We start from the raw sequence: 23,086 nt of genomic DNA on the forward strand, positions 1-23,086 counted from the left end.
CATGCCTCGGAAGCCTCCTACCATTCCGCCACAGAACCATCCTTATGCCGCCAGATGGGATTGCGCCAGCGGTGGCCTGTTTGCGCCATTTCCTCTACAAACTCCTCCGAAATTTCGATGCCCAGACCCGGACCCTGGGGAATGGCCACGTACCCGTCCAAGTAGTGGAACACCGCCGGGTCCCGGAGATAATCCAGCAGATCGTTGCCCTGATTATAATGAATCCCCAGGCTTTGCTCCTGGATAAAGGCGTTATATGCCCCCGCATCCACCTGAAGACAAGCCGCCAGCGCAATCGGCCCCAACGGACAGTGCGGGGCGACAGCAACATCATAGGCCTCCGCCATGGCGAAAATCTTCTTGCACTCGGTAATCCCGCCTGCATGGGAGAGATCCGGCTGGATGATGTCTACATAACCTTGGGATAAGAGCGTCTTGAAATCCCAACGGGAAAACATCCGCTCCCCTGTAGCGATGGGGGTGCTGCTGTGCATCGCAATATCCCGGAGTGCCTCATTATTTTCGGGAAGCACCGGCTCCTCAATAAACATAAGGTTGTAGGGCTCCAGCTCCTTGGCCAGCACCTTCGCCATAGGCTTGTGCACCCGGCCGTGAAAATCCACCCCAATGCCAAAATCAGGTCCCGCCGCTTCACGGATGGCCGACACCCGCTCCAGCACCTGGTCGATTTTGCCGTAGGAGTCGATGAACTGCAGCTCCTCCGTTGCATTCATTTTGACAGCCGTGAACCCCGCATTCTTCTTCTCCAGCGCCGCCAATCCCACATCCACCGGCCTGTCCCCGCCGATCCAGGAATACACCCGCATGGATTCCCGGCAGGCTCCGCCCAACAGCTGATGCACAGGGGCCTGATGGTACTTGCCTTTTATATCCCAGAGGGCTTGGTCAATGCCGGCAATGGCGCTCATCAGAATAGGGCCTCCGCGGTAGAAGCCCCCCCGGTACATCACCTGCCAGTGATCCTCGATATTCAGCGGATTTTTGCCCACCAAACCATCCATCATTTCCTCAACCGCCGTCTCTACCGTGTGGGCCTTGCCCTCCACCACCGGCTCTCCCCAGCCGGAAATCCCCTCGTCGGTTTCTATTTTCAAAAAAAGCCAACGGGGCGGAACCACATATGTTTTGTATCCGGTAATTTTCATGGAATATCCCTCCTGAGCGTTTGGCGAGCCTGCATAACCTCTGACACAAAGCGGCGCGATCTATCCAACAGCTCCTGAAGCTGCTGTTCATTCTTCCCTGCTCCGGGCTGATAAAGCGAGCTGCCCAAACCCGCAGCAGCAGCTCCTGCACGTACATAATCGGCAATGTTCTTCACATTGACTCCCCCTGTAGGCACCAGCGGAATCTGAGGCAGCGGTCCGTGAATATCCCGGATATACTGCGGCCCGAGGGAGCCTGCGGGGAACACCTTAACCATATCCGCTCCCAGCTCATAGGCCTGCAAAATTTCCGTGGGCGTCATAGCACCAGGGATGATAACGGCTCCGTACCGTTTGGTCAGAGAAATGGTTTCAGCCCGCAAGGTGGGGCAAAGGACAAATTGTGCACCTGCCAAGAGCGCGCTGCGGGCAGTCTCCGGATCCAGCACGGTACCCACACCTACGATCAGATCCGTTGGCATCTCTGCCCTGATCCCTTCTATCAGGGACATAACCCCAGGAGTGGAGGCGGGAATCTCCAGCACCCGAATGCCTCCTTCGTACATCGCCCTTACGGAAGCCAAGGCCTCCTCTTTATTTTCTGTCCCCCGGATAATGGCCACCAGAAAGTGGCGGCTGATCTCCTCCGCCAGACTCATACAATCCCTCCTTCAACTGATATGAGCGGATAATGCGCTAGTCTTTTCTTTGCAAAAAAAGCGTAGCATAATCTTTCCGGAAACCCGTGCACATATTTTTGCGATTTTTTATACTCTGTTTGGATTTTTCTCATTTCCGCTTCTCTTTTTAACAGAGCAGAAAAATCCATGTTTTTTGGTTGGGATGTCCATGTAAAGAACTCTGCTGCGCCGTTAAGCTAATAGTAAAGCGTTTCACAAAACCTTTACATGCAGATGAGCATGGGCAGGAAAGGACAAATTCCACCATGAAAATTTCAACACGCATTTATCTGGATGCGGCCCTTCAGAATGTGAAAAGCGTTGCATTCTTTACCTTTTTGCCCGTTTTGATCGCGCGGCTGGGGGCCTCGGATTTCCAGATTGCGCTCTCCAATTCACTTCCCCCGCTGTTCTGCGCCTTGTCTCTGGCTTTCCTGACCCGGCAGCTGCCGGTCACCCGGGGCGTCTACCTCACCAGCGGTTATGTTCGGCAATTCGCCTTCCTCAGTATGGCGGTTTCCGTGATGCTGCCCAATCCCATTCCGGTGCTGCTCTTCTTCTGGGGGCTCAACGCCGTTTCCGTTATGATCACCGGCGCCCAGCAGCCCGCAATTCTCCGGCGTGTGGTGCCTCAGGAGGATTTCCCTAAGCTGTTCAGCAACAACAAGCTGATCGGGATCGTGATTCTGGTTGTAGGCAGCTACGGCATCGGTTATGCCCTGGATGCTACCCAGCAGTTCTTCCCGAAGAATTACGCCATCTCCATGCTGATAGGCTGTTTGGCCACCTTTACCGGGATGAATCTCATCGCCACCTTGGCCCCCCATGAGAAAAAACCCATCCGGCTGCACATGGTCCGGCCCTTCCAGGAATGCAACCGCAAGCTGTGGTGGATGGCCATGAACAACATGGGCATCGCCATGGTTGCGCCTTTGTTTACCATTTACCACGTCAAAAAGCTGGGTTTGTCCAATACGGATATCGCCTTTTTCGTCATCGCCTCAGGCATTCTCTCGGCTATTCTGATGCCGCTCACCCGGCGGGCCATCGAGCGCTTCGGCACCATGCGGGTGTATGCTATCGCCCTGGTGGGTATGGCACTGGTGGTTTTACCCTACGGCAAGGTCAGCCATTACGCCGTGCTGGTGATCCTGCAGGCGATTCTGGGCGGATGCGCCGCGGTAACGGAGGTAGCCACCAACTCGGTGATGATGGAGGAGGCCCAGGCCCACAAAAAAGAGATGGACTTCTTCTCCGACTTCCAGCTCCTGATGAACGGAGGCAATGCCGTAGGCGGACTGCTGTCGGGCCTGCTCCTGACGTTTCTGCCTATCTGGGGCTGCTTCCTCGCCATTGCGCTGGTCCGTCTCGCCGTGCTGTTCCTGCTTAAGCCTGGTCCGGAACGGGCCGGAGGGCTGAAGGAAGGCCAGCGGATGCTTTCGCAGCGGGTATAAATAAGCTCAATGCTTGATGAGAACATTTGATTATAAAAAAATTTCCTCTTCCCAGTTTCTGCAACCCCCCTTATAATGAGGGAACGAGTGTTTGGGAAAGGAAACCTTTTACATGAAATTCGCAACGAATATGAACCGTCTTTGGAAAACCTATGACGCCGCCATCTGGATTCGTGCCATCGGAACGGCACTGACCTCTGTCACCAATTTTATGATGCGGCCGTTTTTGGTGCTGTACCTCTTCGGCCAGCTGGAGGGCAATGTGTTCCTGTCCATGCTGGTGGTATCCCTGTCGCCCTTTATGGGGATGCTGGTGGGGTTATTCGCCGGCAAGCTCAGTGACAAAGTAGGCCGGAAGCCGGTTATGCTGGCCTCACTGTTGATCCAATGCGCCTCCATGCTGGCTTTTATGGCCGCTACCAGCGTCTGGCATTATGCTTTGATCTCCGTGTTCAGCGGCGTCGGCCACGCCTTGTTCTATCCGGCGGCCAACGCCCAGGTTAGCGATGTGGTGCCCGAGGATAAACGCCCCGAGGTGTTCGCTCTGTTCCACACCGCCCTGAATCTGGGGGCTGCCGCGGGACCGCTGTTGGGACTTTTGCTTTTTAACTGGAATATGCATCTTGTCTTCTTCGCCTGTGCCGTTACCACCGGGATTTACGCCCTTCTGGTGTGGTGGAAGGTGCCGGAGACCCTGCAGGCCGTGCCGCAGGCTTCGGCTTCGGCGTCTGCCGCAGGAGAGACAGCTTCCCTGGCAGCCGTAGAGTCCGGCCCCTTCAGCTTGCCCGGCTGGTTCAGAAAGCACAAGCTGCTGGTGTCCATCACCCTCTCCTCCATGCCGGTAACCCTCCTGTATGCGCTGGTGGAGTCCGCTTTCCCGCTTCATTTGCAATCGCGGTTCACCAATTACCAATCCATCTTCGCCTCGCTCATGACCTTCAACGGCCTGATGGTCATTCTGCTGCAGATCTGGATTGCCCGCAAAACAGCCAACATGGCCCTGCACCGGGTCATGGGAGTGGCCTACATCATGTTTGCGTTGGTAGCGCTGGGTTACGGCTTTGCCCCGTGGATTGTGCTGCTGTTCGTGGTGGAATTCGTGTTTACCATCGGAGAAATGATGAACGGCCCCCACTCCCAAAAGCTGGTGTCGGTTATCGCACCCGCCGAGGAGCGCGGCTTTTACTTCAGCTTCTACAGCATGAACTGGCAGGTGTCCCGCTTCTTAGGTCCCCTGTTGGCCGGACTGGTGCTGAGCAAGCTGAACGGGGAGTGGCTGTTCGGGCTGCTGGCGGTGCTGATTGCCGCCGGAGGTGTATCGATGTTTTTTGTATGCAGAACGTATTACCGCCGCACCGTCTCGTCGGCAGCAGAAGCGGCCCGCCCCTGTGAGGCGGTTGCCGCAGCGGAGGCCTCGGCCTAAAGGCAGCGCAGGGCTCTGCGGCTAAATAGAGGAAGGACCGTCGGGCTATGCGCCTGGCGGTCCTTTTTATTGGATTGGCAGCAAGCTTGGCGGCGGCTTGGGGTAAGCATTGCCGAAACCCTCCAGCTTCAGGTACTCCTCCACCTGCCGGGCTTTTTCCTCCACCTTCAGGGCGAACAACCCTAACCTCACATATTCCTTCACCTTCAGCCAAGTCAGCAGCCGGTGCTCCTGAAAAACTATCCCCCCCCCGGTCATTCGCCAGCTTCAACGCCCCTCCAAATGCAAAAGTGCAGTTATTCTACCTCCGCCTCCCCCGTAGAGTGCCCATAATGCAAAAGTGCATCTATTTGGCGGAAAATGACTGCTGGAGAGGAGAACGCCAGGAAATAACTGCACTTTTGCAGGGACGGCCACGAATTGAGGACTTTTCCTCAAAAATAACTGCATTTTTGCAGTTGAGCAAACTAAACAGACGGGGAGGTGCGTTATCGCCAGCCCGCGAACAGGCTTTCTATACCAGATTCCTCGGAATCTTCCGAATGGCTATTCGGAGGCTGGCGTAACAAAAAAACCGTCCCGGAGGACGGCAAAAAGAGAAGGATGATCACGTACACTTCAATTTGTCTTTTATGCTTACGGAAAAGTATCCCCGCAGTCCTGCTCCTTTGCAGCTGCGGCGGTCTGCCGGATAGCAGCCATCCGCTCCACATCAAACAGCTGCCGGATCTCATCGCACATAACAAGCACCCGCTCGGCATCCCCGGGAGTGGGCTCCCCGTGAAAATAATCCTCCAAAGAGCAAATGCCGAAGATAAAATCCAAGGAGCGGATTTCCTTGTTCAGGTCCGGCGGAATATCCGCTACAAGCTCAACCGCATTCATGAGGCAGATAAAATTATGGTTTAGGGGCATCACGCCGTACAGATGGCACATGGCAACCAGATACCGCTCCAGAGCCACAGCCCCTACATTAAATACCAGGCTGAAGCGTTGGCCGCTCCGCCGGAACTGCTCCGTCCGGAGATGGTAACCGATGGCATCCCCGTAATTTTCCTCGAAGGCCTCGTAATCCGGGTCCTTGCTTATAAGCTCCAGCATGGTCGTCATGCGTTCCGACTCCTTTGGGCCGGTCATTTTCATTTTGGGGAATATTTATTACCACACGTTCAAAATCCATTCCTTGTTCTTTTTGTATTCCATATCCGTGAACAGATGGTTGGCCATTTCCTCCGCCAGCCAGATGGCTCCGGCATACCCCACAACCGGATGGCGGTACAGACCGGCCCGGTCATAGGTGGGGAATCCGACACGCACCATGGGGATCTGATTATCGATAGAAATAAACCGGCCCTTGGAATGGCCCAGAATCAGGTCCAGCTCCACCTTCTTGCTTTTGATCCGCTCCTCCAGAGTCATCAGGTCCGCATTCAGCACCACTTCCATATCGAAAGCAACATTCTCCTGAAGCTCCTTGATTCGGGGGTCATTCTTGTAATGGACATTGTCGTCGCCCAGCATCAGCAGCACCGGCTTCATCTCCAGATCCAGACAAAATTGCGCCAGGCCTATGACCAGATCGGGATGCCCATAGATGGCCACCTTCTTGTCCGCCAGGAACATGTGCACCAGGTCCGTCAGAGCATCGATGGCAATGCCCCGCTCCCGCACAAGCGTCGCCGGAATGGCTTTGCCGGTGAGCTTCTTCACATTCTTCAAGAACGCATCGGTATTGCGGATGCCAATGGGGGTGGGTCCGATCACCGTTGGAATAGCAAACTCATTCTCCAGATATTTGGCTGCTTTACCGCCTTCGTAACGGTTCAGGCAAATGGTGCCCAAGGCGTTGGCCGTTCCCTCCAGATCGGCGATAGTGGTGCTGCCGTGGGATTCGCCGGTTTTGTCGGGCAGAAGCGGGGAATCGAAGCTTTCGATTTCGAAGAGAACCGTCGCCTCCACCTCCATTTCCTTCAGCAAATGCTTCAGCGCCGTTACATCTCCCGGATTGACCCATCCGGTAATCAGGTTCAGCTTGCCGTTCGGCTCGCTTTTTTTGGCAAAAAACCGTACAAAATCATGCACTGCTACATCGTATCCCGTCACATGGCTGCCCACAAAGCTGGGGGAATGGATGGGAATCAGATGGACCTCGCGTCCGGCAAACTTTTCCTTCAACAGGCCATTGTTCAGCTTGGTCACAACGCCGTCCACGTCATCTCCGATGACCTCTGTCGAGCAGGTGGTGATAATCGGGACCACCTTCACATCGGGATAGCGCATCAGGAGCACATCCACCGCTTCCTCTACCCGGTTCAATGCACCGAATACAGCACCGTCCTCATGGACGGAAGAAGAGGCCATCAGGAAATTATCCTTGAAATGCTGGGAAAACCAGAGACGGACGAACATGACGCAGCCTTGCCCGCCATGGACAATGCCGATGCAATCCTTAATGCCGATGGCGGCAAATTGCGCTCCTGCAGGCTGGCAGGTAAAAATCGGATTGATGACGCCTGCCCGGTCTTTTTGAATCACTTCACAGCTCATAGGGTTCCCTCCGATTTTTGCTGGATCAATATGCTTTTACCTTCAGCTCCTCATTCAGCGAGCCGGTAATGGTCAGGAAGTCAATACGCTCCCTTAAGGCAGCCATCACTTCCTTGATATCCTCCTTGGTTGCGGAAACGATCCAATCGAAGCGCTCCTGGTACGCCTCAGCCAGCACAACCGCGTCCACCCAGTGGCACCGGTCAGCCGGACTGTCCTTTTCCACCGGCTCCCCGCATAGAATTTGCATGGTTTTCGTCAAGATACCCTCGTTTTGCTTCTCTCTGTCCCAGGCGCGGGAATGAAACTGCCACAGACATTTTTTCATAATATAGTCCTCAAGCTGAGCGACTCTCGCTTGTTTTACCGCCTCATCCATAGAGTTGACCTCCTTAGCAAAATATCCATTACGCCTTTATGCCTGCACGCCTTCCGGCTGCTTCTTCATATACGGATAATCCCGCTCCCGCAGCTTGGTGACGGAATCGAACCCCCCGGTGTATTGGCGCAGGCTGGGCGAGGTACGGACCTCCTCCTTTAACCCGGCATCCGAGATCCTGGCTTGGGTCGCGAATTCCACATCCGTATCAAACTCATCTTTGCTGATATCCAGGCCTGACAGATGATAGATGGGGGAATAGATGGCATTATAGATGTCCCGGGCAAAACGGACCCAACCCTCGTAGCCCTTATACGGCCCGTTATGATAAGCATGGGCGTTCAGATACGGCACACGGACCTTCTTCGCCACCTCGCCGGGACGTTTGCCGGTAAAGATAATATCGGGCTTCAGCTTTTCCATGGCCTCCAGTCCCTCCAGCTCGTTGGGATCGTCGATGGCCAGGGCCCCTTCCTCGCAGCGGGCAATGCCTTTTTCCATATCACCCTGGTGCCCGAACTTGGTATAAACCGAAACCACCTGCAGCCCCATCTCCTCATGGATGGCATTGGCCCAGTGCCACAGCTTGGAGCCCCCCGGCCACAGGCAGACGCGTTTGCCCTTCAGGCGCTCCTTGTACCAGTCCAGCTCCGGCTTCCAGCGTTCGGTTTCCTCCTTGATAATCGCCTCGGCGCGGTCCTCAATCCCGAAGAAAAGACCGATTTTGCGGAGGGATGCAGACAGGGGCTCAAAGCCGAAGCCGTCGATATCCAGACGGGGGATGCCGTAGCGCACCCGCAGCTCATTGCAGATATATTCCGCGGAGCGGGCACATTCCAGCACATTCAGCTGGGCTTTATGCATGGCGCGCAGATCATCATAGGAGCCGTTGCCGGTGAAGGTGGAGAGGATCTGGATGCCCATCCGCTTAAAATAATCCTGCATGACCTCCTGGTCACCCTGGATATTGTATTCGCCCACATAATTAATCACATAATCGCTGGTGATTTCCGGCTCCACTGTACCAACCTTCTGGTTGATCCAGGCAATATTGATTTTATGGTGGCCGCCGGATTGGCTGGGACCGCCAAAGCCCGGAGAGTTGCAGACGAAGATATCCACATCGGGCATTGCCTCCATTACTTCTGCGGCAATGGCGTCAATATCATCGCCGATCAGCGCGGAGGCGCAGGTTTGGTAGATGGTCATCCGTTTAATGGCGGGAAACGCCTTAAAGGCCTCCACAATATTCTGCTTCAGCAGCTTCTCTGCTCCGAACACGATGTGCTTTTCCTTCATATCGGTGGCAAAGGTGTTCTTCAGCTGGAAGTTGTCGTTATCACTGATATAGCGTTTGGTCTGCCAGGTGTCATAGGTACAGCCCACCGGACCATGGCTGATGTGGATCACATCCTTCATCGGCGTGCCAATCACGTGTTTGGCTCCGCAGTACGCACAGCCGCGTTCGGAGATGGAGCCGGGAATGGTGTTCAGGTAACCGAGGGGGAGAGCCATGGACAGGTCCTCGCCGGGTCCCTTGACAACCGCATGCTTTGTTCTTTCGGGAATACATTCGCTGACCTTAAAGGTATGATGAGGCATGGCTTGTTCCTCCTTTTAATCGGCTATGCCGTACTTGGCGACCATTTCCTCCAGGGCATCCATGGACAGAGGCTTCGGGATGACAAAATTTTCATTTTCGATAATTTTTCGTCCCAGCTCACTGTATTCATGGGCTTGATTACATGCGGGATCAAACTCCACCACCGTTTTTTTGTTGAATTCGGCCTTTTGCACAATGTTGTCCCGGGGCATAAAGTGGATCATTTGGGTGCCGATAGCCGCCGAAAACTCCTCCAGGAACTCCCGCTCCCGGTCCACCTTCCGGCTGTTGCAGATGATGCCGCCCAGGCGTACACCGCTTTGTTTGGCGTATTTCAGCAGGCCTTTACAGATGTTGTTGGCTGCATAGATGGCCATCATTTCGCCGGAGGCGACGATGTACACCTCCTGGGCCTTGCCGTCCCGGATCGGCATGGCGAACCCTCCGCAGACCACGTCGCCCAGTACATCGAAGAAGACGAAGTCCAGGTCCTCGGTATAAGCCCCGTTGGCCTCCATCAGGTCAATGGCGGTAATCACACCCCGGCCGGCACAGCCTACACCGGGCTCCGGTCCGCCGGATTCCACGCAGCGGATGTCCTTGAAGCCTACGTTGACCACCTTTTCTGTGGTCACATTCTCCGCCCCGATGTCCCGCAGGGTGTCCATCAGCGTTTTTTGGTTCATGCCGCCGAGAATCATCCGGGTGGAGTCGGCCTTGGGATCGCATCCGTGGATAAATACCTTTTGGTTGTGAAAATAAGCCATAGCCGCTGCCGTGTTCTGCTGTGTCGTGGATTTGCCGATGCCGCCTTTACCGTAGATTGCGATTTTTCTGGTCATTGTAATTCCTCTCCTTCGTTTTCTGAATTTTCTGATTTTTTAATGCGAGATAACGTCTGCTCTCTCCTCAAGTGAGTTTGTAAACACTGTCTATATGCTGCCGCTGCCTCCCATCGTATCTCCATATGGAATTGGTTTAGTGATATCTTATCTTCCATGCGAATAAATCGTCAATGAATTGACGCTGTTTTACGGGGCTAAAAACAATAAATTCAAAGTTTATGTTATGTTAACTTACATATCCCAAGAAAGACGGCTCCACCTGCGGAATGCATTACGTTTTCATACTCATACGTTTGATTTGGGCTTCAGCGTTTTAGGATTCACGGTTATTTTCCCGTCCAAAAGAGAGTTTCAGGCCTTCTCCGGCTTCTTGGCAGCCGCAGGGAAACGCTGTATAGTAGCACCATTCCTATCTATCCCATTCTTGTCCGAAAGGAGAAACGGATATGCCCCTTATTGCGCTGGGCAGCAGCAACGGCGAATGGATCGACGAGCATTTCGTCAGCTGCGGCCGCTTTTACATTTACGATGCTGTTCCCGGACACGCCTGGACGCTGGTGGAGATCCGCACCCATGATACCTCCGCCTGGGGCGGGCAGCATCAGGAAAGCCTGCTGCTGCAAGCCGCAGAATTGGTGAAGGACTGCTCCATTGTGCTGGTCAGCCGGATCGGGCCGGGCGCCCAACAGCTGCTGAAGGAGTCCGGCATCACGGCCATGACGCAGTTCATCTCGCTGGCGCATGCCCAAGACAAGCTGGCGTTGGGTTGAGCGGGTGGTCAGCGCCGCTTCCCGCTGCCCATGGCGAAGGGCCGCCCTTGCCGGGGGCGGCCCCTCTTCTGCGCCGGGGCCACAGCCCCTCCGGCGGCAAACCCAAACAAGCTCCCGGCGGCTACCGGGAGCTTCAACCCCTGCGGCGGCGCACCGCTTACGCGCCGCCGCAGCCAGAACCGTCGGTGCTGCGCAGCACCGGCGTCGGCTCCCCGCAGGCGGAGGGCGCGCAGGCGCCGGGACTGCAGGCAGCGGATGCGCCTGCGCCGGCGGTGCCTGTGCTGCAGGCGCCGGAGCCGCAGCTTCCGCCATACTGCTCCGCAAATTTCATCCGCCGCTCCTCACTGGCGATCTCGGCCCACGCGGTGGCTACGCAAGAGCGGATCAGACCATAACGGGGATGGGCGCGGTTGATTTCACCGTCCTCCCCTACGGCAAACTCCTCATGCATACAGTCATAATGCGCCAGATATTTGCGCAGCTGGATGGCGAACATCACCCTGTGCCTGGCCAGCAGAACAGGGTCATACCCAATCTGAAACCCCTTCAGCAGACTCTCCGAATCCAATGATTCCCCCATCGCCCTTCTCCCCTTTCCCGGCCTCCGGGTGCCCAAACAGCGCCTCCGGCTCCGCCGCATTTTCCTTAGCGGTGATCAATACCGGCGTAAGCCGGATAACGGAGACGGCATTGCCGTCCATGGCGGAGCGGTAACCCTCCACCATCCTTGGCGACATCGCCTGCTTGTAGAAGCCGGGGGTAAACTTCTCCAGCAGCTGCTGGAGCACCTCCGCCGCCTCGACGAAGTCCTGCACCCGCTCCGCCTCCCCAAATACCATCACACTGAAATAGGAGGTGTCCGCATGGCAGGGCACAGGATCGGTTACCGTCCCGTGCTCCCGGTATACCGTAAAGGACACCTTCGGATGGTCCGCCAGAAGCCGCAGCTTTTTTCCCGAGCCCATACCGTGGAAATAGATGCAGCCCTTGTGCCAGACATAATTCACCGGCACCGCATAGGGGTAGCCGTCCCCTGTGATCCCCACCACTCCCACGCGGGAAGCGGCGAGAAACCTATGGATTTTATCCGGATCGCGGCAATCCCGCTTGGCATAGCTTACATGCTCCATCATACCCCGCTGCCTCCTCCCAAGATCCGCTCCTCCAGCCGGTCCAAAAACAGCTCCATCCACATTTGGCAGAAGGCCGCATATTCCGGATGGCCCAAAAGCTCCTCCGGCGTCTGCACATAGTCCGACCTGACCAGCTCTCCGCCGCATTCCTCCACATACCCCCGGAGCAGCTCGGCGGTATTCTCCAGATGGAATTGAAGCCCTACCACCCGGTCCCCCACCACATACGCCTGCTGGCGGCATCCCGCACTGGCCGCCAGCAGCTTGGCCCCGGGAGGCAGCACACTGAACGTATCATAATGCCAATGAAACACCACGGACTCCCGGGGAAAACCGGCGAACAGCGGGTCAGCTCCTGCCGCTTCATTCCAAATAACCGGAAACCAGCCGATTTCCGGCAGAGGATTGGCTGTTACCTTGCCGCCCAGCGCATCCGCGATCAGCTGGCTCCCGAGACAGATGCCCAATACACCCTTGCCCGCCTCCACCGCTGCCCGGATCAGCTTTTTCTCCGCAGCAAGCCAGGGGTACCTTTCCTCCTCATAAATATTCATCGGCCCGCCCATAATCAGCAGCAGATCGAAGCTCTCCGTCCCGGGCAGACTCTCCTTCAGATAAAAACGGGTATAGGCCAACGGGTGGCCCCTCTCCCTGGCCCAGTCCCGGATACTCCCGGGATGCTCCAGCTCAATATGCTGCAAAACATGTATTCTCACAGGCTCCCCCCTCCCAGTCTCAGCGCGTGTTTGCAATGCCTGGCCTGGAGCGAAAATCCAGTTGAATCCGCTCCCCCCGGAGTTATCGGGCATGCCCTAAATAATGGCCCGGATGCCGGTTTCACCCGTTCTCACCCGCAGCGCGTCCTCGATTGGACATATAAAGATCCGCCCGTCCCCCACCTGCCCCGTCCGGTTGATCTTCATTAGCGTGTTCACCACCAGATTCACATCCTCATCCTGCACAATAAGGTTCAACAGCCGCTTGGGAATATATTTCATCCCCGTGCCGGGAAATGCCGCCGCCACGCCGTGTCCGAGGTCACCTTGACCTCTCCGGCAATCCCTCTTTGTTTGCCTCTCCCCAATACCGGAGACACCGTCATGGACGGGTAACCCAACGCATCCAGCGCCTCCTTGGTGGCGGTCATTTTGTTGGGACGGATAATGACAATCAGTTCCTTCATACCTTTTCCCTCCGCTCTGTTCGTCTGCTATAAGCCCTTGGCCCCTGTACGTACGGTAATGGCTTCCTCCACCGGGCTGATAAAGACCTTGCCGTCGCCGAAATGGCCGGTATATGCCTTGTAGCTGATCACCTTCACCACTTCCTCGACACTTTCGTCCTCAACCGCCATCAGGAGCATTACCTTGGGCAGCTCATCATAGTGGACATCCCCCAGGGTAATCCCTTTTTGCTTCCCCCGCCCGAACACATTCAGCTTGGTCAGGGAATAATATCCCGCATCCTCCAGTCCGCTTACCACATCCTCCGCCTTATCCGGTCTGACAATTGCCCGGACCATTTTCATACCTGTCCATCCTCCTTTTTTTGGATAAAAAAAAATGGCATTTCAACCGTGTCCCCCGTCAGCCGATGACGGCATCACCCCCTCTCCATGTAAACTTATGTCCCTTCGCCCCCCTCCTCCAAGGCGGAACGGACAAGCGCCTTTGCCAGCCACAGGGGCGGACGTTCCTTCAGCATGGTCCGCATCTTGTCCAGTTGGCCGATCACCTCCGCTCCCGGCTCCGTTTCCAGCAGCATAATCCCCGCCTTGGATACCCGGCGGGCAGCCTCGCTGCCGATTCCCGACACCATCAATATCCTGCAGCCTTTCAACAGTCTCAGCCGTGCCGCCACGGCACCGGCCTCCTCCCTTTCCCGGAGAGCGGTCTCGGGAAGGGTCAGCGTTTCCAGATACCGGTATCCCTCCGCCGTAAAGTCGAACAGGGAAAAGGACACACACTCCTCAAACGCGCAATCCAGATATTTGCCCTTCAAGGACGCGAATGCCACCCTCATGGCTACACACGCTCCCCGTTCATCAGGACGTTGCCCACACTGTTCAGCAGCTCAGCCATTCCCCGGTATCCCAGGCTTACGGAGTAAGGAGAACCATAGCGGTTCAGCACGGGAAAGCCCATGGGCATAAACCGGATGCCCGACGCCTTGGCCACATGCTCCCCGTATGAATTGCTGATCCATAAGTCCGCCCCCCGGCCGGCCATCAGCTGCAGATCCTGGAGATCCCCTTCCGCCTTCTCTCCCTTCACCAGCTCCAGTGCAGGTGCAGAGAACGGCGCCACTGCCGATAAAGCCTTAATCCCCGCTTCCTGCAGCCAGGCTTGCAGAGCGACCAGATGATCCGGCTCCAAGGCGGCCACCACCCGTTTTCCACGGAAGGCTGCCCGGGTATCCAGAAGGCAATCCAGGGCAAACTGGCGCTGCCACCTGTACTTCATTTGAACGGCATTGCGGCTGTACCGCTGCAGAAAACCGAAGAACTCATCCGTAGCCTCCAGTCCCGACACACTTGGGAAAACCCGGTACGCTATGCCGAATTCTTCCTCCAGCAGCTTGGCCCCAGGCTCCATGCTGCAGCCCACAGCCAAGGTAAAACCTGACGCCGCCATCTCCCAAAGATAATCCAACGGCACACCCCCACGGGAGAGGGACATATGCCCGGCAAGCAGATGACCGGCAAGAGAGGAGGAGAGGTCCGGCAGCACAATGACCTCCAGGCCGAAGGAGGAGATTATCTCCTTCAGCTCCATCACGTCCCCCGGAGTGAGATGGGAGCCGGCTAGCAGATTAATCCTGTCCTTGTGTTTTGTTTTGGAACCGCTTCGCCCCCGGCACCGGGAAACCAGCTCCCCAAGGACCGCTGTGGCCATCTGGGCATAGCCGGACTCCAGGGAGCCCTCGTAATCCGGAAGATACAGATCCAGGAGAAGCTTGTCCTGGAGCAGTCTCTCATGCCGCTTGCGGAAGGAGCGCACCGCACCGGGCAGATCCTCACCCACTGCTTCCGTCATGGAGGAGCCCACTACGGCAACCACATCTGGCTTATGCTTGGTGAAGACAATCTCCAGTACCTCGTGAATGGTTTTTTCCCCGCCAAAAATAAGATTATATTCCTGCATCGCGATATTCTGCAGCGGGACCGGCTCCCGGAAATGACGGGATAGGACGGTCTGGATGGATTCAGCGCAGCCCTGGGGTCCGTGCAGCACCGGCATGGACCGGAAGATACCCTGCAGCGCCAGCACACCGCCAAGGGATTGGCTGACCCGGAAGGGGTTGATGGCTAACGGACGGTCCTGCTGTTCAAAATCCGCTTCCATAGCCGTCCCCCTCCCAAGGCGACTTACGGTGAACCAGCCGCCACACCGGCTGCTCCAGCACATCCAGAAGATCCTGTCCCATTCGCCTTATGCCCGCATAGCCGGAGTAGGCGCTGGTCCGCTCCTGGTCAATATCGAGAAACGGGATTTTTTCCTTTAAGGGCACATATGCGTTACGGCTGGAAACGATCATCAGGTCCGCCCTTCTTTCCCGGTACAGCTTCAGCATCTTCTTCTCGTCGGCGTCCATCTCCAGCACCGTTTCCGCCGCCGCCCGCTCCCTGATCCGGGACAGGTCCTCCTGGGCATTCTTATTGGTGCCGATGCCTACGATCTTCAATCCCAGCTCCTGCAGGGCGGACAGAAAAACCCAGCTTTCCCAGCCATCCGTGAAAAGCACCGCCTTTTTGCCCTTCAGCTCCCGGAAGGAGAGGGCGATATCCTTCTTCAGGCGTTCTTCCTCCTTGCGGATAAACCGGTGGATCTTCCGGTCCAGCTGCGCATCCTGGAAGTGGAAGGCCAGCTGGCGCAGACTGAACCGGATCTCCCTGCTCCCGTAGAAGGAGCCTTCAAAATAAGGAATGCCGAAGCGGTCCCGCATTTTGCGGGCCAGCGTAATCATGGAGCGGCTGCAAACCAGCATATTCACCTTGGCGCAATTGGCGTTTTTCAGCTCCCGGTAGGTGCATTCCCCGGCAATCCGCGACAGAACACGGATTCCCACCCTTGCCAGGAGGGCTTCAATCTCTTTGCCTTCTGCGGCAAAATGATGCTCTCCAATGAGATTGATTTCGTAGGCGGCAGACTTCAGCGGCTTGCCCGTTGCCGTGCCGACCACCTTCTCGAACAGCGCCTCTCCGGCAAGCCGGTGGCCCATATTCATGCTGCCGGCAAAACCGGGATTATGGACGGGAATCACGGGGAGACCCCAGCGTATTTCCGCCTCTGCACATACGGCATCCAGATCCTCCATGGCCAGCAGGGTAATACATGTGGCATAAACGAAAATACAGGGAGGATGGTACCGGTCGGCAATGTATCCGATGGCCCGGAGCAGTTTCTTTTCCCCTCCCAGCACAATGTCTTCTTTGGTCAAGGCCGTGGTGAAGGCAAACTTCGTCATTGAAACGCCAAAAGAGCCGCGCAGGAGCATTCCCCAGCTGTTCTCCAGACATCCCGGTGTGCCGTGCACCAAATGGGCGGAGTCGGATATAGGCACCAATGCACCCTGTGAGCCCTGAAAAGCGCAGCCCTTAATCACTTCACCCGGTTTCGGCCGTGAGCAGCCCTTATGCTCCTGCGAGTTATGCTCACAATCCGGTTCAACAAACAAATTCGCGCCTTCCTTCGGCATCACAATCCCTCCCCTTCTAGAAATCAAGAAAATCGATACTACTTATATCTATTTATAATAATTTATAACATAACCAAACTCAATGCTTCTCTTGGATGTTTCCAACTTTGGCAGAAATTCTGTCAGATAAACTAACACATGTATTACACTAAGCGCTTTCAAATTGAATTGGTACGGCTTTCTTCCCCGGCAAAATACAAAAAAACCGCATCCCCGGCACTGAGGCCCGGTTATGCGGCAATATTCCTTTCCTTGATCAGAGTACAACATAAAAGCTAGTTTCCTGCGGATTGCTTTTGGCATTGATTTCGCCCCGGTGCTGCTGGACAATGGATGCGGCGATGGCCAATCCCAGGCCATATCCTCCATGCTGCCTGGAGCGGGACGGATCCGCCCGGTAGAACCGGTCGAATATTTTATCCAAATGCTCCTGGAGGATGCCTGCCCCCGTATTGGAAACCGCCAGCTGGACACGGCCCTGCAGCCTGCACAGCTGCAGGCGGACCCAGCCTTGGGGCCGGTTGTATTTCACCGCGTTGTCCAGGAGAATCAGCACAACCTGTTTGAGCTGCTCTTTGTTGCCTGTAACCGATATGCCGGGTTCAATGTCATATTCCAAGGTCAGCCCCGTCTCGTAGATAACCGCCTCCATGGAAAGCGCCACACTCTCCACCGCTTCGCTCCAGTCAAACGGGACATGCAGCGGCAAGGAGCGGCCATCGTCCATCTCGGTCAGATAGAGGAGATCATTGGTCAGTTTTTTCATACGCTCCGTTTCGGATTTGATCCGCAGCAGCCATTTTTCCTGCTGCTTGACCGTATCCTCTCCATTCTGGAGGACTACGTCTGCATTGGTGCTGATCACCGTCAACGGCGTTTTCAGCTCGTGGGAGGCATCCGCAATAAATTGCCTCTGCTTCTCGAAGGCTTCCTTGACCGGCGCAATGGAGCGGCGGGCAAAATAATGGCTGACCGCATAAATCACCCCCAGCATGAATAATGCCACAAAGGAGAAGGTATAGATCAGATTGACCAGTATTTTACGCTGGGCCGTAACATCCATGAATACAATGGAATAACCTTTGGAATTCCCGCTGACACTGTATGCCCATCTGGCCCCTTCCAGACTGAATTGGCCGAAGGTTTCCGGCTTTTGGGAGGCGTATTTGACAGCTTCATCATAGAATGCCTCCGATAAGGAGGTAAACCGTGTATTCTTGTCCACAATCGCCCACTTCTCATCGGTCCGGACGGAAAAGGAAAGAGACCGTTCATGCGCCGGTTCAATCCCTTCCCGCGCCCGTTCTCCTGCTCCCCCCAGCTCTCTGCCGGGCTCCCGCCGTCCTCCTCCTCCGCCGCCTCCGCCTTTGGCTTGGGCCTCTGCCTGCCTGTACAGCTCCATCCGGATTTCATTTTGGGTATTGCGGTAGGTGATGGTATAAATGGTACCGAAGGCCACCAGCATAATAAACGTGATGATGACCATATTCATCAGCAGAAACCGGTTGTGCAGCTTATTGAACATGCCGTTCCCCCTCCAGCACATACCCTACTCCGCGGATGGTGGCGATACGGACAGCGGAGCCGAGAAACAGCAGCTTTTTCCTCAGGAAGGAAATATAGACCTCCACATTGTTGTACTCCGCCTCCGAATCAAAGCCCCAAAGCTTCTCGATAATCAGCTCCTTGGGGGAAACCGCCTGCTTCCGGACGATAAGCAGCTCCAGCAGCTCGCATTCCTTCGGAATCAGCTTCAACTCCTTTTCCTGGCAGACAAGCTTCAGGACAGCAGGGTTTAGCTCAATATCCCCATACCTGAGCTCAGGCCCAACAACAACCTCCCCGCGGCGCCGCAGAGCCGCCCGTATGCGGGCAAGCAGCTCCTCTGTGGAGAAGGGTTTGGGCACATAATCATCCGCACCGATGTCCAGCCCCGCTATGATGTCCGGCGTCTCTCCCTTGGCGGTCAGCAGAATAACCGGAACCCCCATTTTTGCTTGACGGATGCGGCCCAAAACGGTCAAGCCATCCATCTCCGGCAGCATAATGTCCAGCAGCAGCAGATCATAAACACCGCTTAAGGCGTAATCCAGCCCGGTCAGTCCGTCATGAACCACATCCACCGCATAATGATGATGCTTCAGAATGTGTGAAATGGCCTCAGCCAAATGAACCTCGTCTTCCACCACCAAAATTTTCATCACACAGCTCCCCTTCTGATCCCCATGCTACCAGTTAAACCTTTAAGCAAGCTTAAATTCATTCCCTTCCTCATTTAAGATTCATTCAAGGTTCAGCCATTATGATTCACTCACGAGCTTTGACAATGAAGGAGGACGTTTCCCAATGAAGACAAAAAAGAAAAACGGATTCAAGCTGGCGCTGGATGTGGCCATGGGCATCACCTTCGCCCTTTTATTCAACAAACGGGTATTGGGAGGTTTGGCCTTCCATGAGATTGCCGGAATCGCCATCGGCTTCGCCGTACTGGTTCATATCCTGCTGAATCTGAAATATGTGCAAAAGGTCAGCTCCCGGATTTTTGACCGCTCCTTGCCCCACCGGACCCGGCTGGGTTATGTTTTGAACCTGCTGCTGCTGGCGGGGATGGGCTTTATCCTCATAAGCGGATTGTTTATTTCCAAGGTTATTTTTCCCAACTTGCGGATAGGCAATGAAAATTGGTTCAAAATGTCCCATATGGCGGTTTCCTATCTCACCCTGGTTCTGATCGGCGTTCACATCGGTCTGCATTGGCATTGGGTGATTGCCGTGCTCCAGCGGATTCTTCATCTCCGTATGCCCAAAGCCTTGGGAAAAACCCTCATGTTGGCCCTCGCAGGAGCAGTTGTGGTTTACGGAGGCTACCAAATGTACACCACCCAATTTATCTCCAAGCTGGGCATGGTACAAAACGTATTTGTGAACTCATCCGAGGGCAAACCCGGAATCGGGCACAACGGCGGTGAAGTCCGGGGCGGCGGAGCCGGAAACGGCAATGATGCCGGCAGACAAGGCCGAGGGGCCCGGGAATCCGGCAACGGAGGAGGCGAAGCCGCAAACGGTGCACAGCAAAACGGCAGACCAAACAACGGTCCAGGCCTCGGCAAGGAAGGATTTACAGGAGGCGGCAATCTGCCTGGCATAAGCGCTGTATCCGTGATCATGACTCATTTCGGAATCTTGGGCGTGTTCGCTGCGGTGACCTATTATGCGGATAAATGGATCACACGAAGCCGCAAGCGTATACGGACTGCGGTTTCCTGAAGCCCTCTGCCGCACCGCCAATAAAAAACGCCCGGTGCGTTCTTTCGAACGCCGGGCATTGGTTTGCAGGCTGGCCTCTCATTCACCGGGGATAGCCGATTTCAGTAAGAACCGCCTGGTATTGGCATCATAAACCGCGAAATCCCCATAAAGCTTTTGGAAATCCGCATAATCGATACAGGTTCTTTTGTTTTTGGTTTTCAGCGGTTTGGAGAACGTCACTTTTTTCCCGTCGGAATGGACAGCCTCGGTAGGACTGATGAGCTTCCACTTTTCTTTTCCCAGGTACAATTCAAGCTGGTTATCCGCATTCTTCTGCACGGACCCGCCGACTTGCTCCATCACATTGCGCAGCGGCAAGGTTTTCAGCGGTTCATCAAAGCTCATCACCTGGCTCTGGATTTTCTCCATTAACATGTCCGGAGTGATCCAGGGCCCTCCCGCATTGATTCTGGGAATTTGATAAGGATCCATATCCCGCTCGAGAATGCCGGGCTGGACCGTAAAGGCGTAACGGATCCCGGCCTGCTTCACCAGCTCCGTCGCCTGTTTATGGTAAATTCCAAAAGGATAGGCCAACGCATCAATTTCATTGATTTGCAGCGGCTTGAGTTTATCAACGGAGGTCTGAATATCCGCAACAATCCGGTCACGGTAAGCAGCATCCTCTTCCGTTTTGCCCTCCGCAGCTTTGCCCTCCATTTTAAGCCGGGTGGTTAAATAGGCTTTTTCGGATTGTTTGTTGTGCAGGTTGTTGGTGTGAGTCTGGACCTCGATAAAATCTCCGGCGCCGGTCATTTCCATAATCTGATCCTTGGACAAAGAAGGAATGCGGCTATGATGAGGGTTTTCCAGATCCTTCGTAATAATGAAGTGAACAGCCGGTACAGATAATTGCTTCAGAACGGGGTAGGCGTTGGTATAAAAACTGCTGTATCCGTCATCGAAGGTGACCAGCACCGCATTATCCGGAACCTCCCCTCCTTCCATAAACCGTTTGAATTGCTGGAAGGTAATAAACTGAAAGCCCTGTTGCTTCAGGTGGGACAGCTGCTCCCGGAACAAAACAGTGGTGATGGTGCCTCCGCTTTGGGCCTGGTCATCAATGTGGTGATAAAGCAAAACGGCAATCTGATCCTCATAATGACGGGCCCCCTTTTGGGAATAGGAATACCCTACACTGCAGGTTGCCAGCAGAACAACCACCAAAAAAAATGTAATAAAATAACGGTTTGTAACAAGGCGCATGATGCAAGTATTCTCCTTGAGCCAGTATAACGCATGCCTATTATACTATGCGGCTTCAAGTTTTCACAGATCGAATTTTCGCCCCTTTATCCTCTACTCCTCGTCCTGCAAATCCGGCACCGTCCGGGTGCTGCGTACCCCGTCCAGCAGCTTCATCAGCTCATCCGGCTCGATTAAGCGTTTGTTCCGGTCTGCCTCTAGACGCACCTCCCGCATCAGCTCATCACTAAGCTCCCGCTCGGGGCGGACCCCCTTCTGGCGCAGAATATGGGCTACCGTTTTCCAGCCGGAATGTTTGCCCAGCACAAAACGGTGCTCCGCACCAACCTCCACCGGGTCAAAGCTTTGGTAGGTTTCCCTGTTCTTCAGCATGCCGTCCACATGGATACCCGATTCATGGGTGAAGACCATCGTGCCCACAATAGGCTTCGCCGGGGGCAGCGGACGTCCTGCTGCAGCACTGACCAGCTCCGCCAGCTCCTTGAACTGGATGGTATCCAGTCCTGTACGGCCGCCGTACAGATGCTTCCAGGCCAATGCAACCTCCTCCATGGAGGCATTGCCTGCCCGTTCGCCGATGCCCGTCACGGTAGTGCTGGCCCACAGGGCACCCGCTTCCAGCGCAGACAGGGTATTGGCCGTTGCCATGCCGAAGTCATTGTGGCAGTGAACCTCCAGCTCCACATCCTCAGGGCATTCCCCCAGGATAGACCGGATTTTCTCCCGCACCGTCACCGGCTGAAGCACGGACACCGTATCGGCATACCGGAACCTGCGGATTCCGTCGCTGTACAGGCTGAGCACCAGCTCCGCCAAAAAAGGCGTATACGCTCTTGATGCATCCTCGAAACCTACTGAAACCCCCAGGTTAAACTTCTGCGCGTAGCTAACCGCTCTGCGGATCATGGACACAATCTCCTGCCGGTTCATATGCAGCTTCGCCTTAATTTGCAGGTCCGAGGTGGGAATGGTCAGATGCACCCAGTTCACTCCTGTAAGCAAGGAGGCGTCGATATCCTCCTTTAGCGCGCGGTTCCACGCCGACAATTGAATGGGCAGACCCATCTCCACAATGGAGCGAATGACCGCACGTTCTTCCTCCCCCATGGCCGGAATGCCGATCTCTGCCTGCTCGACTCCGGCTTTGGCCAGCCCCCGCACAATTTCCCGTTTCTCTTCGGGCGAGAACACTACACCCGCCGCCTGCTCTCCGTCCCGCAATGTGGTATCGCAAAATTTGATGGGTTTCATGAGTGATCTCTCCTTTATGTTATATTATCTTACATAACTTACTTGATTTCAATATTATTTCTCCATGATACGCAGAGTTTTTCCACTTCGTCAATCGTCGCTTTAGTCAAAAGTCCCGTTTTCACATATTATTCACGATTTTGTGTTATGTTTTTTAACATTAAATTTATGCAGCATATTTGTTTGGGGCACCACGCAGGGCGTTTCGCATCACGCAGGTTCTGCGCATCATCTTGGGTTCTCCGCCTCATCTAGGGTTCTGCGCAGCATAATGGCGCATCCCGCTTCTAACGGCGGTGAGCGCCGCTATTTGCCTCCAAAACACCCATCTCCCATTCTAACGGCGCCATAAGCCTCTATTTGACCAAAACCAGGCCTCCAGCCCATCTTTTTGATCAAATAGCGGCTCTCACCGCCGTTAGAATTTAGAAACCCGCGTTTCAGCACAAATAGAGTCTCTGGCCGCCGTTAGAAATTCATCCACGGATCTACGCTCCCGCACCAGCTACCACACGCACCCAAAAGCAAAAAAAACACCGCGTCCGCCGCGGCGTTTTTCCTGTTCAACTTTAGTTTTTCTACACTTGTTTCTACCCTTAGTTACTCTAATTTTAGTTTCTCT

25 protein-coding genes are annotated in these 23,086 nt (G+C 55.1%); 4 read left to right on the forward strand and 21 right to left on the reverse strand.

From position 1 onward, the window contains the following. Positions 1-17: 17 nt before the first annotated feature. Positions 18-1,166, reverse strand: coding sequence for a galactonate dehydratase (gene dgoD / locus ACI1P1_RS04990; RefSeq protein WP_416215275.1), 1,149 nt, complete (start codon positions 1,164-1,166; stop codon positions 18-20). Beyond that, complete coding sequence (locus ACI1P1_RS04995) at positions 1,163-1,825, reverse strand: bifunctional 4-hydroxy-2-oxoglutarate aldolase/2-dehydro-3-deoxy-phosphogluconate aldolase (protein WP_416215276.1); 663 nt, start codon at positions 1,823-1,825, stop codon at positions 1,163-1,165. The genes dgoD and ACI1P1_RS04995 overlap by 4 nt, the downstream gene beginning before the upstream one ends. Before the next feature lie 287 nt (positions 1,826-2,112). On the opposite strand from ACI1P1_RS04995, the gene ACI1P1_RS05000 reads away from it, so the two are divergent. Together ACI1P1_RS05000 and ACI1P1_RS05005 are read left to right on the forward strand one after the other, a co-directional pair. Next, entirely contained in the window at positions 2,113-3,300 is a 1,188-nt protein-coding gene (locus ACI1P1_RS05000; protein WP_416215277.1) for an MFS transporter, read from the forward strand. A 112-nt stretch (positions 3,301-3,412) separates the two neighbouring features. Then, positions 3,413-4,723: an MDR family MFS transporter gene (locus ACI1P1_RS05005; protein ID WP_416215278.1), complete on the forward strand. Its 1,311-nt coding sequence runs from the start codon at positions 3,413-3,415 to the stop codon at positions 4,721-4,723. Positions 4,724-4,789: 66 nt separating this feature from the next. Here the strand turns inward: ACI1P1_RS05005 and ACI1P1_RS05010 are convergent, their stop codons facing one another. The 6 genes from ACI1P1_RS05010 to nifH form a co-directional block, all read right to left on the reverse strand. Next, positions 4,790-4,981 (reverse strand): P-loop NTPase family protein, encoded by a 192-nt coding sequence (locus ACI1P1_RS05010; protein ID WP_416215279.1) that lies wholly within the window; start codon positions 4,979-4,981, stop codon positions 4,790-4,792. 378 nt (positions 4,982-5,359) lie between these two features. Next, positions 5,360-5,833 (reverse strand): hypothetical protein, encoded by a 474-nt coding sequence (locus ACI1P1_RS05015; RefSeq protein ID WP_416215280.1) that lies wholly within the window; start codon positions 5,831-5,833, stop codon positions 5,360-5,362. Positions 5,834-5,881: 48 nt separating this feature from the next. Further along, positions 5,882-7,270, reverse strand: coding sequence for a Fe-only nitrogenase subunit beta (anfK, locus tag ACI1P1_RS05020; RefSeq protein WP_416215281.1), 1,389 nt, complete (start codon positions 7,268-7,270; stop codon positions 5,882-5,884). A 25-nt stretch (positions 7,271-7,295) separates the two neighbouring features. Next, entirely contained in the window at positions 7,296-7,649 is a 354-nt protein-coding gene (gene anfG, locus ACI1P1_RS05025; protein ID WP_416215282.1) for a Fe-only nitrogenase subunit delta, read from the reverse strand. Positions 7,650-7,685: 36 nt separating this feature from the next. After that, positions 7,686-9,251, reverse strand: a complete 1,566-nt coding sequence (gene anfD, locus ACI1P1_RS05030; RefSeq protein ID WP_416215283.1) for a nitrogenase iron-iron protein, alpha chain — start codon at positions 9,249-9,251, stop codon at positions 7,686-7,688. A 15-nt stretch (positions 9,252-9,266) separates the two neighbouring features. Further along, on the reverse strand, positions 9,267-10,094 hold the full coding sequence (gene nifH / locus ACI1P1_RS05035; RefSeq protein WP_416215284.1) for a nitrogenase iron protein: 828 nt from the start codon (positions 10,092-10,094) through the stop codon (positions 9,267-9,269). A 449-nt stretch (positions 10,095-10,543) separates the two neighbouring features. Here nifH and ACI1P1_RS05040 point away from each other — a divergent pair, with 449 nt between their 5' ends. After that, entirely contained in the window at positions 10,544-10,867 is a 324-nt protein-coding gene (locus ACI1P1_RS05040) for a NifB/NifX family molybdenum-iron cluster-binding protein (protein WP_416215285.1), read from the forward strand. Between the two features lie 157 nt (positions 10,868-11,024). On the opposite strand, the gene ACI1P1_RS05045 is transcribed toward ACI1P1_RS05040, so the two are convergent. From ACI1P1_RS05045 to ACI1P1_RS05095, 11 genes are all read right to left on the reverse strand, one after another. Further along, the gene (locus tag ACI1P1_RS05045) at positions 11,025-11,447 is read right to left on the reverse strand and encodes a hypothetical protein (protein ID WP_416215286.1); all 423 of its coding nucleotides are present in this window, start codon (positions 11,445-11,447) and stop codon (positions 11,025-11,027) included. After that, positions 11,392-12,000, reverse strand: a complete 609-nt coding sequence (locus ACI1P1_RS05050; RefSeq protein WP_416215287.1) for a pyridoxamine 5'-phosphate oxidase family protein — start codon at positions 11,998-12,000, stop codon at positions 11,392-11,394. The genes ACI1P1_RS05045 and ACI1P1_RS05050 overlap by 56 nt, the downstream gene beginning before the upstream one ends. Next, positions 11,997-12,716, reverse strand: a complete 720-nt coding sequence (locus ACI1P1_RS05055) for a type 1 glutamine amidotransferase (RefSeq protein ID WP_416215288.1) — start codon at positions 12,714-12,716, stop codon at positions 11,997-11,999. The genes ACI1P1_RS05050 and ACI1P1_RS05055 overlap by 4 nt, the downstream gene beginning before the upstream one ends. 96 nt (positions 12,717-12,812) lie before the next feature. Continuing rightward, positions 12,813-13,085, reverse strand: coding sequence for a P-II family nitrogen regulator (locus tag ACI1P1_RS05060; protein WP_416215587.1), 273 nt, complete (start codon positions 13,083-13,085; stop codon positions 12,813-12,815). Continuing rightward, entirely contained in the window at positions 12,995-13,183 is a 189-nt protein-coding gene (locus tag ACI1P1_RS05065) for a P-II family nitrogen regulator (RefSeq protein ID WP_416215289.1), read from the reverse strand. Before ACI1P1_RS05065 ends, ACI1P1_RS05060 begins: the two co-directional genes overlap by 91 nt. A 27-nt stretch (positions 13,184-13,210) precedes the next feature. Continuing rightward, a complete protein-coding gene (locus tag ACI1P1_RS05070) occupies positions 13,211-13,528 on the reverse strand; it encodes a P-II family nitrogen regulator (RefSeq protein ID WP_416215290.1) in 318 nt (105 codons plus the stop codon). Between the two features lie 95 nt (positions 13,529-13,623). Further along, the gene (locus ACI1P1_RS05075; RefSeq protein WP_416215291.1) at positions 13,624-14,022 is read right to left on the reverse strand and encodes a NifB/NifX family molybdenum-iron cluster-binding protein; all 399 of its coding nucleotides are present in this window, start codon (positions 14,020-14,022) and stop codon (positions 13,624-13,626) included. A gap of 2 nt (positions 14,023-14,024) precedes the next feature. Continuing rightward, positions 14,025-15,344, reverse strand: coding sequence for a nitrogenase iron-molybdenum cofactor biosynthesis protein NifN (nifN, locus tag ACI1P1_RS05080; protein ID WP_416215292.1), 1,320 nt, complete (start codon positions 15,342-15,344; stop codon positions 14,025-14,027). Then, entirely contained in the window at positions 15,328-16,698 is a 1,371-nt protein-coding gene (locus tag ACI1P1_RS05085) for a nitrogenase component 1 (protein WP_416215293.1), read from the reverse strand. The genes nifN and ACI1P1_RS05085 overlap by 17 nt, the downstream gene beginning before the upstream one ends. 256 nt (positions 16,699-16,954) lie before the next feature. Next, positions 16,955-18,223 carry a sensor histidine kinase gene (locus ACI1P1_RS05090; protein WP_416215294.1) on the reverse strand — a complete coding sequence of 423 codons (1,269 nt, stop codon included), beginning with the start codon at positions 18,221-18,223 and terminating at the stop codon, positions 16,955-16,957. Further along, on the reverse strand, positions 18,213-18,899 hold the full coding sequence (locus ACI1P1_RS05095) for a response regulator transcription factor (RefSeq protein WP_416215295.1): 687 nt from the start codon (positions 18,897-18,899) through the stop codon (positions 18,213-18,215). The genes ACI1P1_RS05090 and ACI1P1_RS05095 overlap by 11 nt, the downstream gene beginning before the upstream one ends. Positions 18,900-19,044: 145 nt before the next feature. Here ACI1P1_RS05095 and ACI1P1_RS05100 point away from each other — a divergent pair, with 145 nt between their 5' ends. Further along, positions 19,045-19,965, forward strand: coding sequence for a DUF4405 domain-containing protein (locus ACI1P1_RS05100; protein WP_416215296.1), 921 nt, complete (start codon positions 19,045-19,047; stop codon positions 19,963-19,965). Positions 19,966-20,043: 78 nt separating this feature from the next. Here the strand turns inward: ACI1P1_RS05100 and ACI1P1_RS05105 are convergent, their stop codons facing one another. Further along, positions 20,044-21,213: a polysaccharide deacetylase family protein gene (locus ACI1P1_RS05105; RefSeq protein WP_416215297.1), complete on the reverse strand. Its 1,170-nt coding sequence runs from the start codon at positions 21,211-21,213 to the stop codon at positions 20,044-20,046. A 93-nt stretch (positions 21,214-21,306) separates the two neighbouring features. Beyond that, on the reverse strand, positions 21,307-22,464 hold the full coding sequence (gene nifV / locus ACI1P1_RS05110; RefSeq protein ID WP_416215298.1) for a homocitrate synthase: 1,158 nt from the start codon (positions 22,462-22,464) through the stop codon (positions 21,307-21,309). Positions 22,465-23,086 lie beyond the last annotated feature (622 nt).

The organism is Paenibacillus mesotrionivorans (assembly GCF_046098205.1).
Classification (GTDB): Bacteria; Bacillota; Bacilli; order Paenibacillales; family NBRC-103111; genus Paenibacillus_AR; species Paenibacillus_AR mesotrionivorans.

Bases quoted from the DNA above. Each gene is read 5' to 3' on its own strand.
- ACI1P1_RS05105 (WP_416215297.1), bottom strand. From the start codon at position 21,213: ATGCGCCTTGTTACAAACCGTTATTTTATTACATTTTTTTTGGTGGTT.
- ACI1P1_RS05090 (WP_416215294.1), bottom strand. From the start codon at position 18,223: ATGTTCAATAAGCTGCACAACCGGTTTCTGCTGATGAATATGGTCATC.
- ACI1P1_RS05070 (WP_416215290.1), bottom strand. From the start codon at position 13,528: ATGAAAATGGTCCGGGCAATTGTCAGACCGGATAAGGCGGAGGATGTG.
- ACI1P1_RS05010 (WP_416215279.1), bottom strand. From the start codon at position 4,981: ATGACCGGGGGGGGGATAGTTTTTCAGGAGCACCGGCTGCTGACTTGG.
- ACI1P1_RS05075 (WP_416215291.1), bottom strand. From the start codon at position 14,022: ATGAGGGTGGCATTCGCGTCCTTGAAGGGCAAATATCTGGATTGCGCG.
- ACI1P1_RS05000 (WP_416215277.1), top strand. From the start codon at position 2,113: ATGAAAATTTCAACACGCATTTATCTGGATGCGGCCCTTCAGAATGTG.
- dgoD (WP_416215275.1), bottom strand. From the start codon at position 1,166: ATGAAAATTACCGGATACAAAACATATGTGGTTCCGCCCCGTTGGCTT.
- ACI1P1_RS05065 (WP_416215289.1), bottom strand. From the start codon at position 13,183: ATGAAGGAACTGATTGTCATTATCCGTCCCAACAAAATGACCGCCACC.
- ACI1P1_RS05100 (WP_416215296.1), top strand. From the start codon at position 19,045: ATGAAGACAAAAAAGAAAAACGGATTCAAGCTGGCGCTGGATGTGGCC.
- ACI1P1_RS05045 (WP_416215286.1), bottom strand. From the start codon at position 11,447: ATGGGGGAATCATTGGATTCGGAGAGTCTGCTGAAGGGGTTTCAGATT.
- ACI1P1_RS05005 (WP_416215278.1), top strand. From the start codon at position 3,413: ATGAAATTCGCAACGAATATGAACCGTCTTTGGAAAACCTATGACGCC.
- ACI1P1_RS05015 (WP_416215280.1), bottom strand. From the start codon at position 5,833: ATGACGACCATGCTGGAGCTTATAAGCAAGGACCCGGATTACGAGGCC.
- nifN (WP_416215292.1), bottom strand. From the start codon at position 15,344: ATGGAAGCGGATTTTGAACAGCAGGACCGTCCGTTAGCCATCAACCCC.
- nifV (WP_416215298.1), bottom strand. From the start codon at position 22,464: ATGAAACCCATCAAATTTTGCGATACCACATTGCGGGACGGAGAGCAG.
- anfK (WP_416215281.1), bottom strand. From the start codon at position 7,270: ATGAGCTGTGAAGTGATTCAAAAAGACCGGGCAGGCGTCATCAATCCG.
- ACI1P1_RS05095 (WP_416215295.1), bottom strand. From the start codon at position 18,899: ATGAAAATTTTGGTGGTGGAAGACGAGGTTCATTTGGCTGAGGCCATT.
- ACI1P1_RS04995 (WP_416215276.1), bottom strand. From the start codon at position 1,825: ATGAGTCTGGCGGAGGAGATCAGCCGCCACTTTCTGGTGGCCATTATC.
- ACI1P1_RS05050 (WP_416215287.1), bottom strand. From the start codon at position 12,000: ATGATGGAGCATGTAAGCTATGCCAAGCGGGATTGCCGCGATCCGGAT.
- ACI1P1_RS05085 (WP_416215293.1), bottom strand. From the start codon at position 16,698: ATGCCGAAGGAAGGCGCGAATTTGTTTGTTGAACCGGATTGTGAGCAT.
- nifH (WP_416215284.1), bottom strand. From the start codon at position 10,094: ATGACCAGAAAAATCGCAATCTACGGTAAAGGCGGCATCGGCAAATCC.
- ACI1P1_RS05040 (WP_416215285.1), top strand. From the start codon at position 10,544: ATGCCCCTTATTGCGCTGGGCAGCAGCAACGGCGAATGGATCGACGAG.
- anfD (WP_416215283.1), bottom strand. From the start codon at position 9,251: ATGCCTCATCATACCTTTAAGGTCAGCGAATGTATTCCCGAAAGAACA.
- anfG (WP_416215282.1), bottom strand. From the start codon at position 7,649: ATGGATGAGGCGGTAAAACAAGCGAGAGTCGCTCAGCTTGAGGACTAT.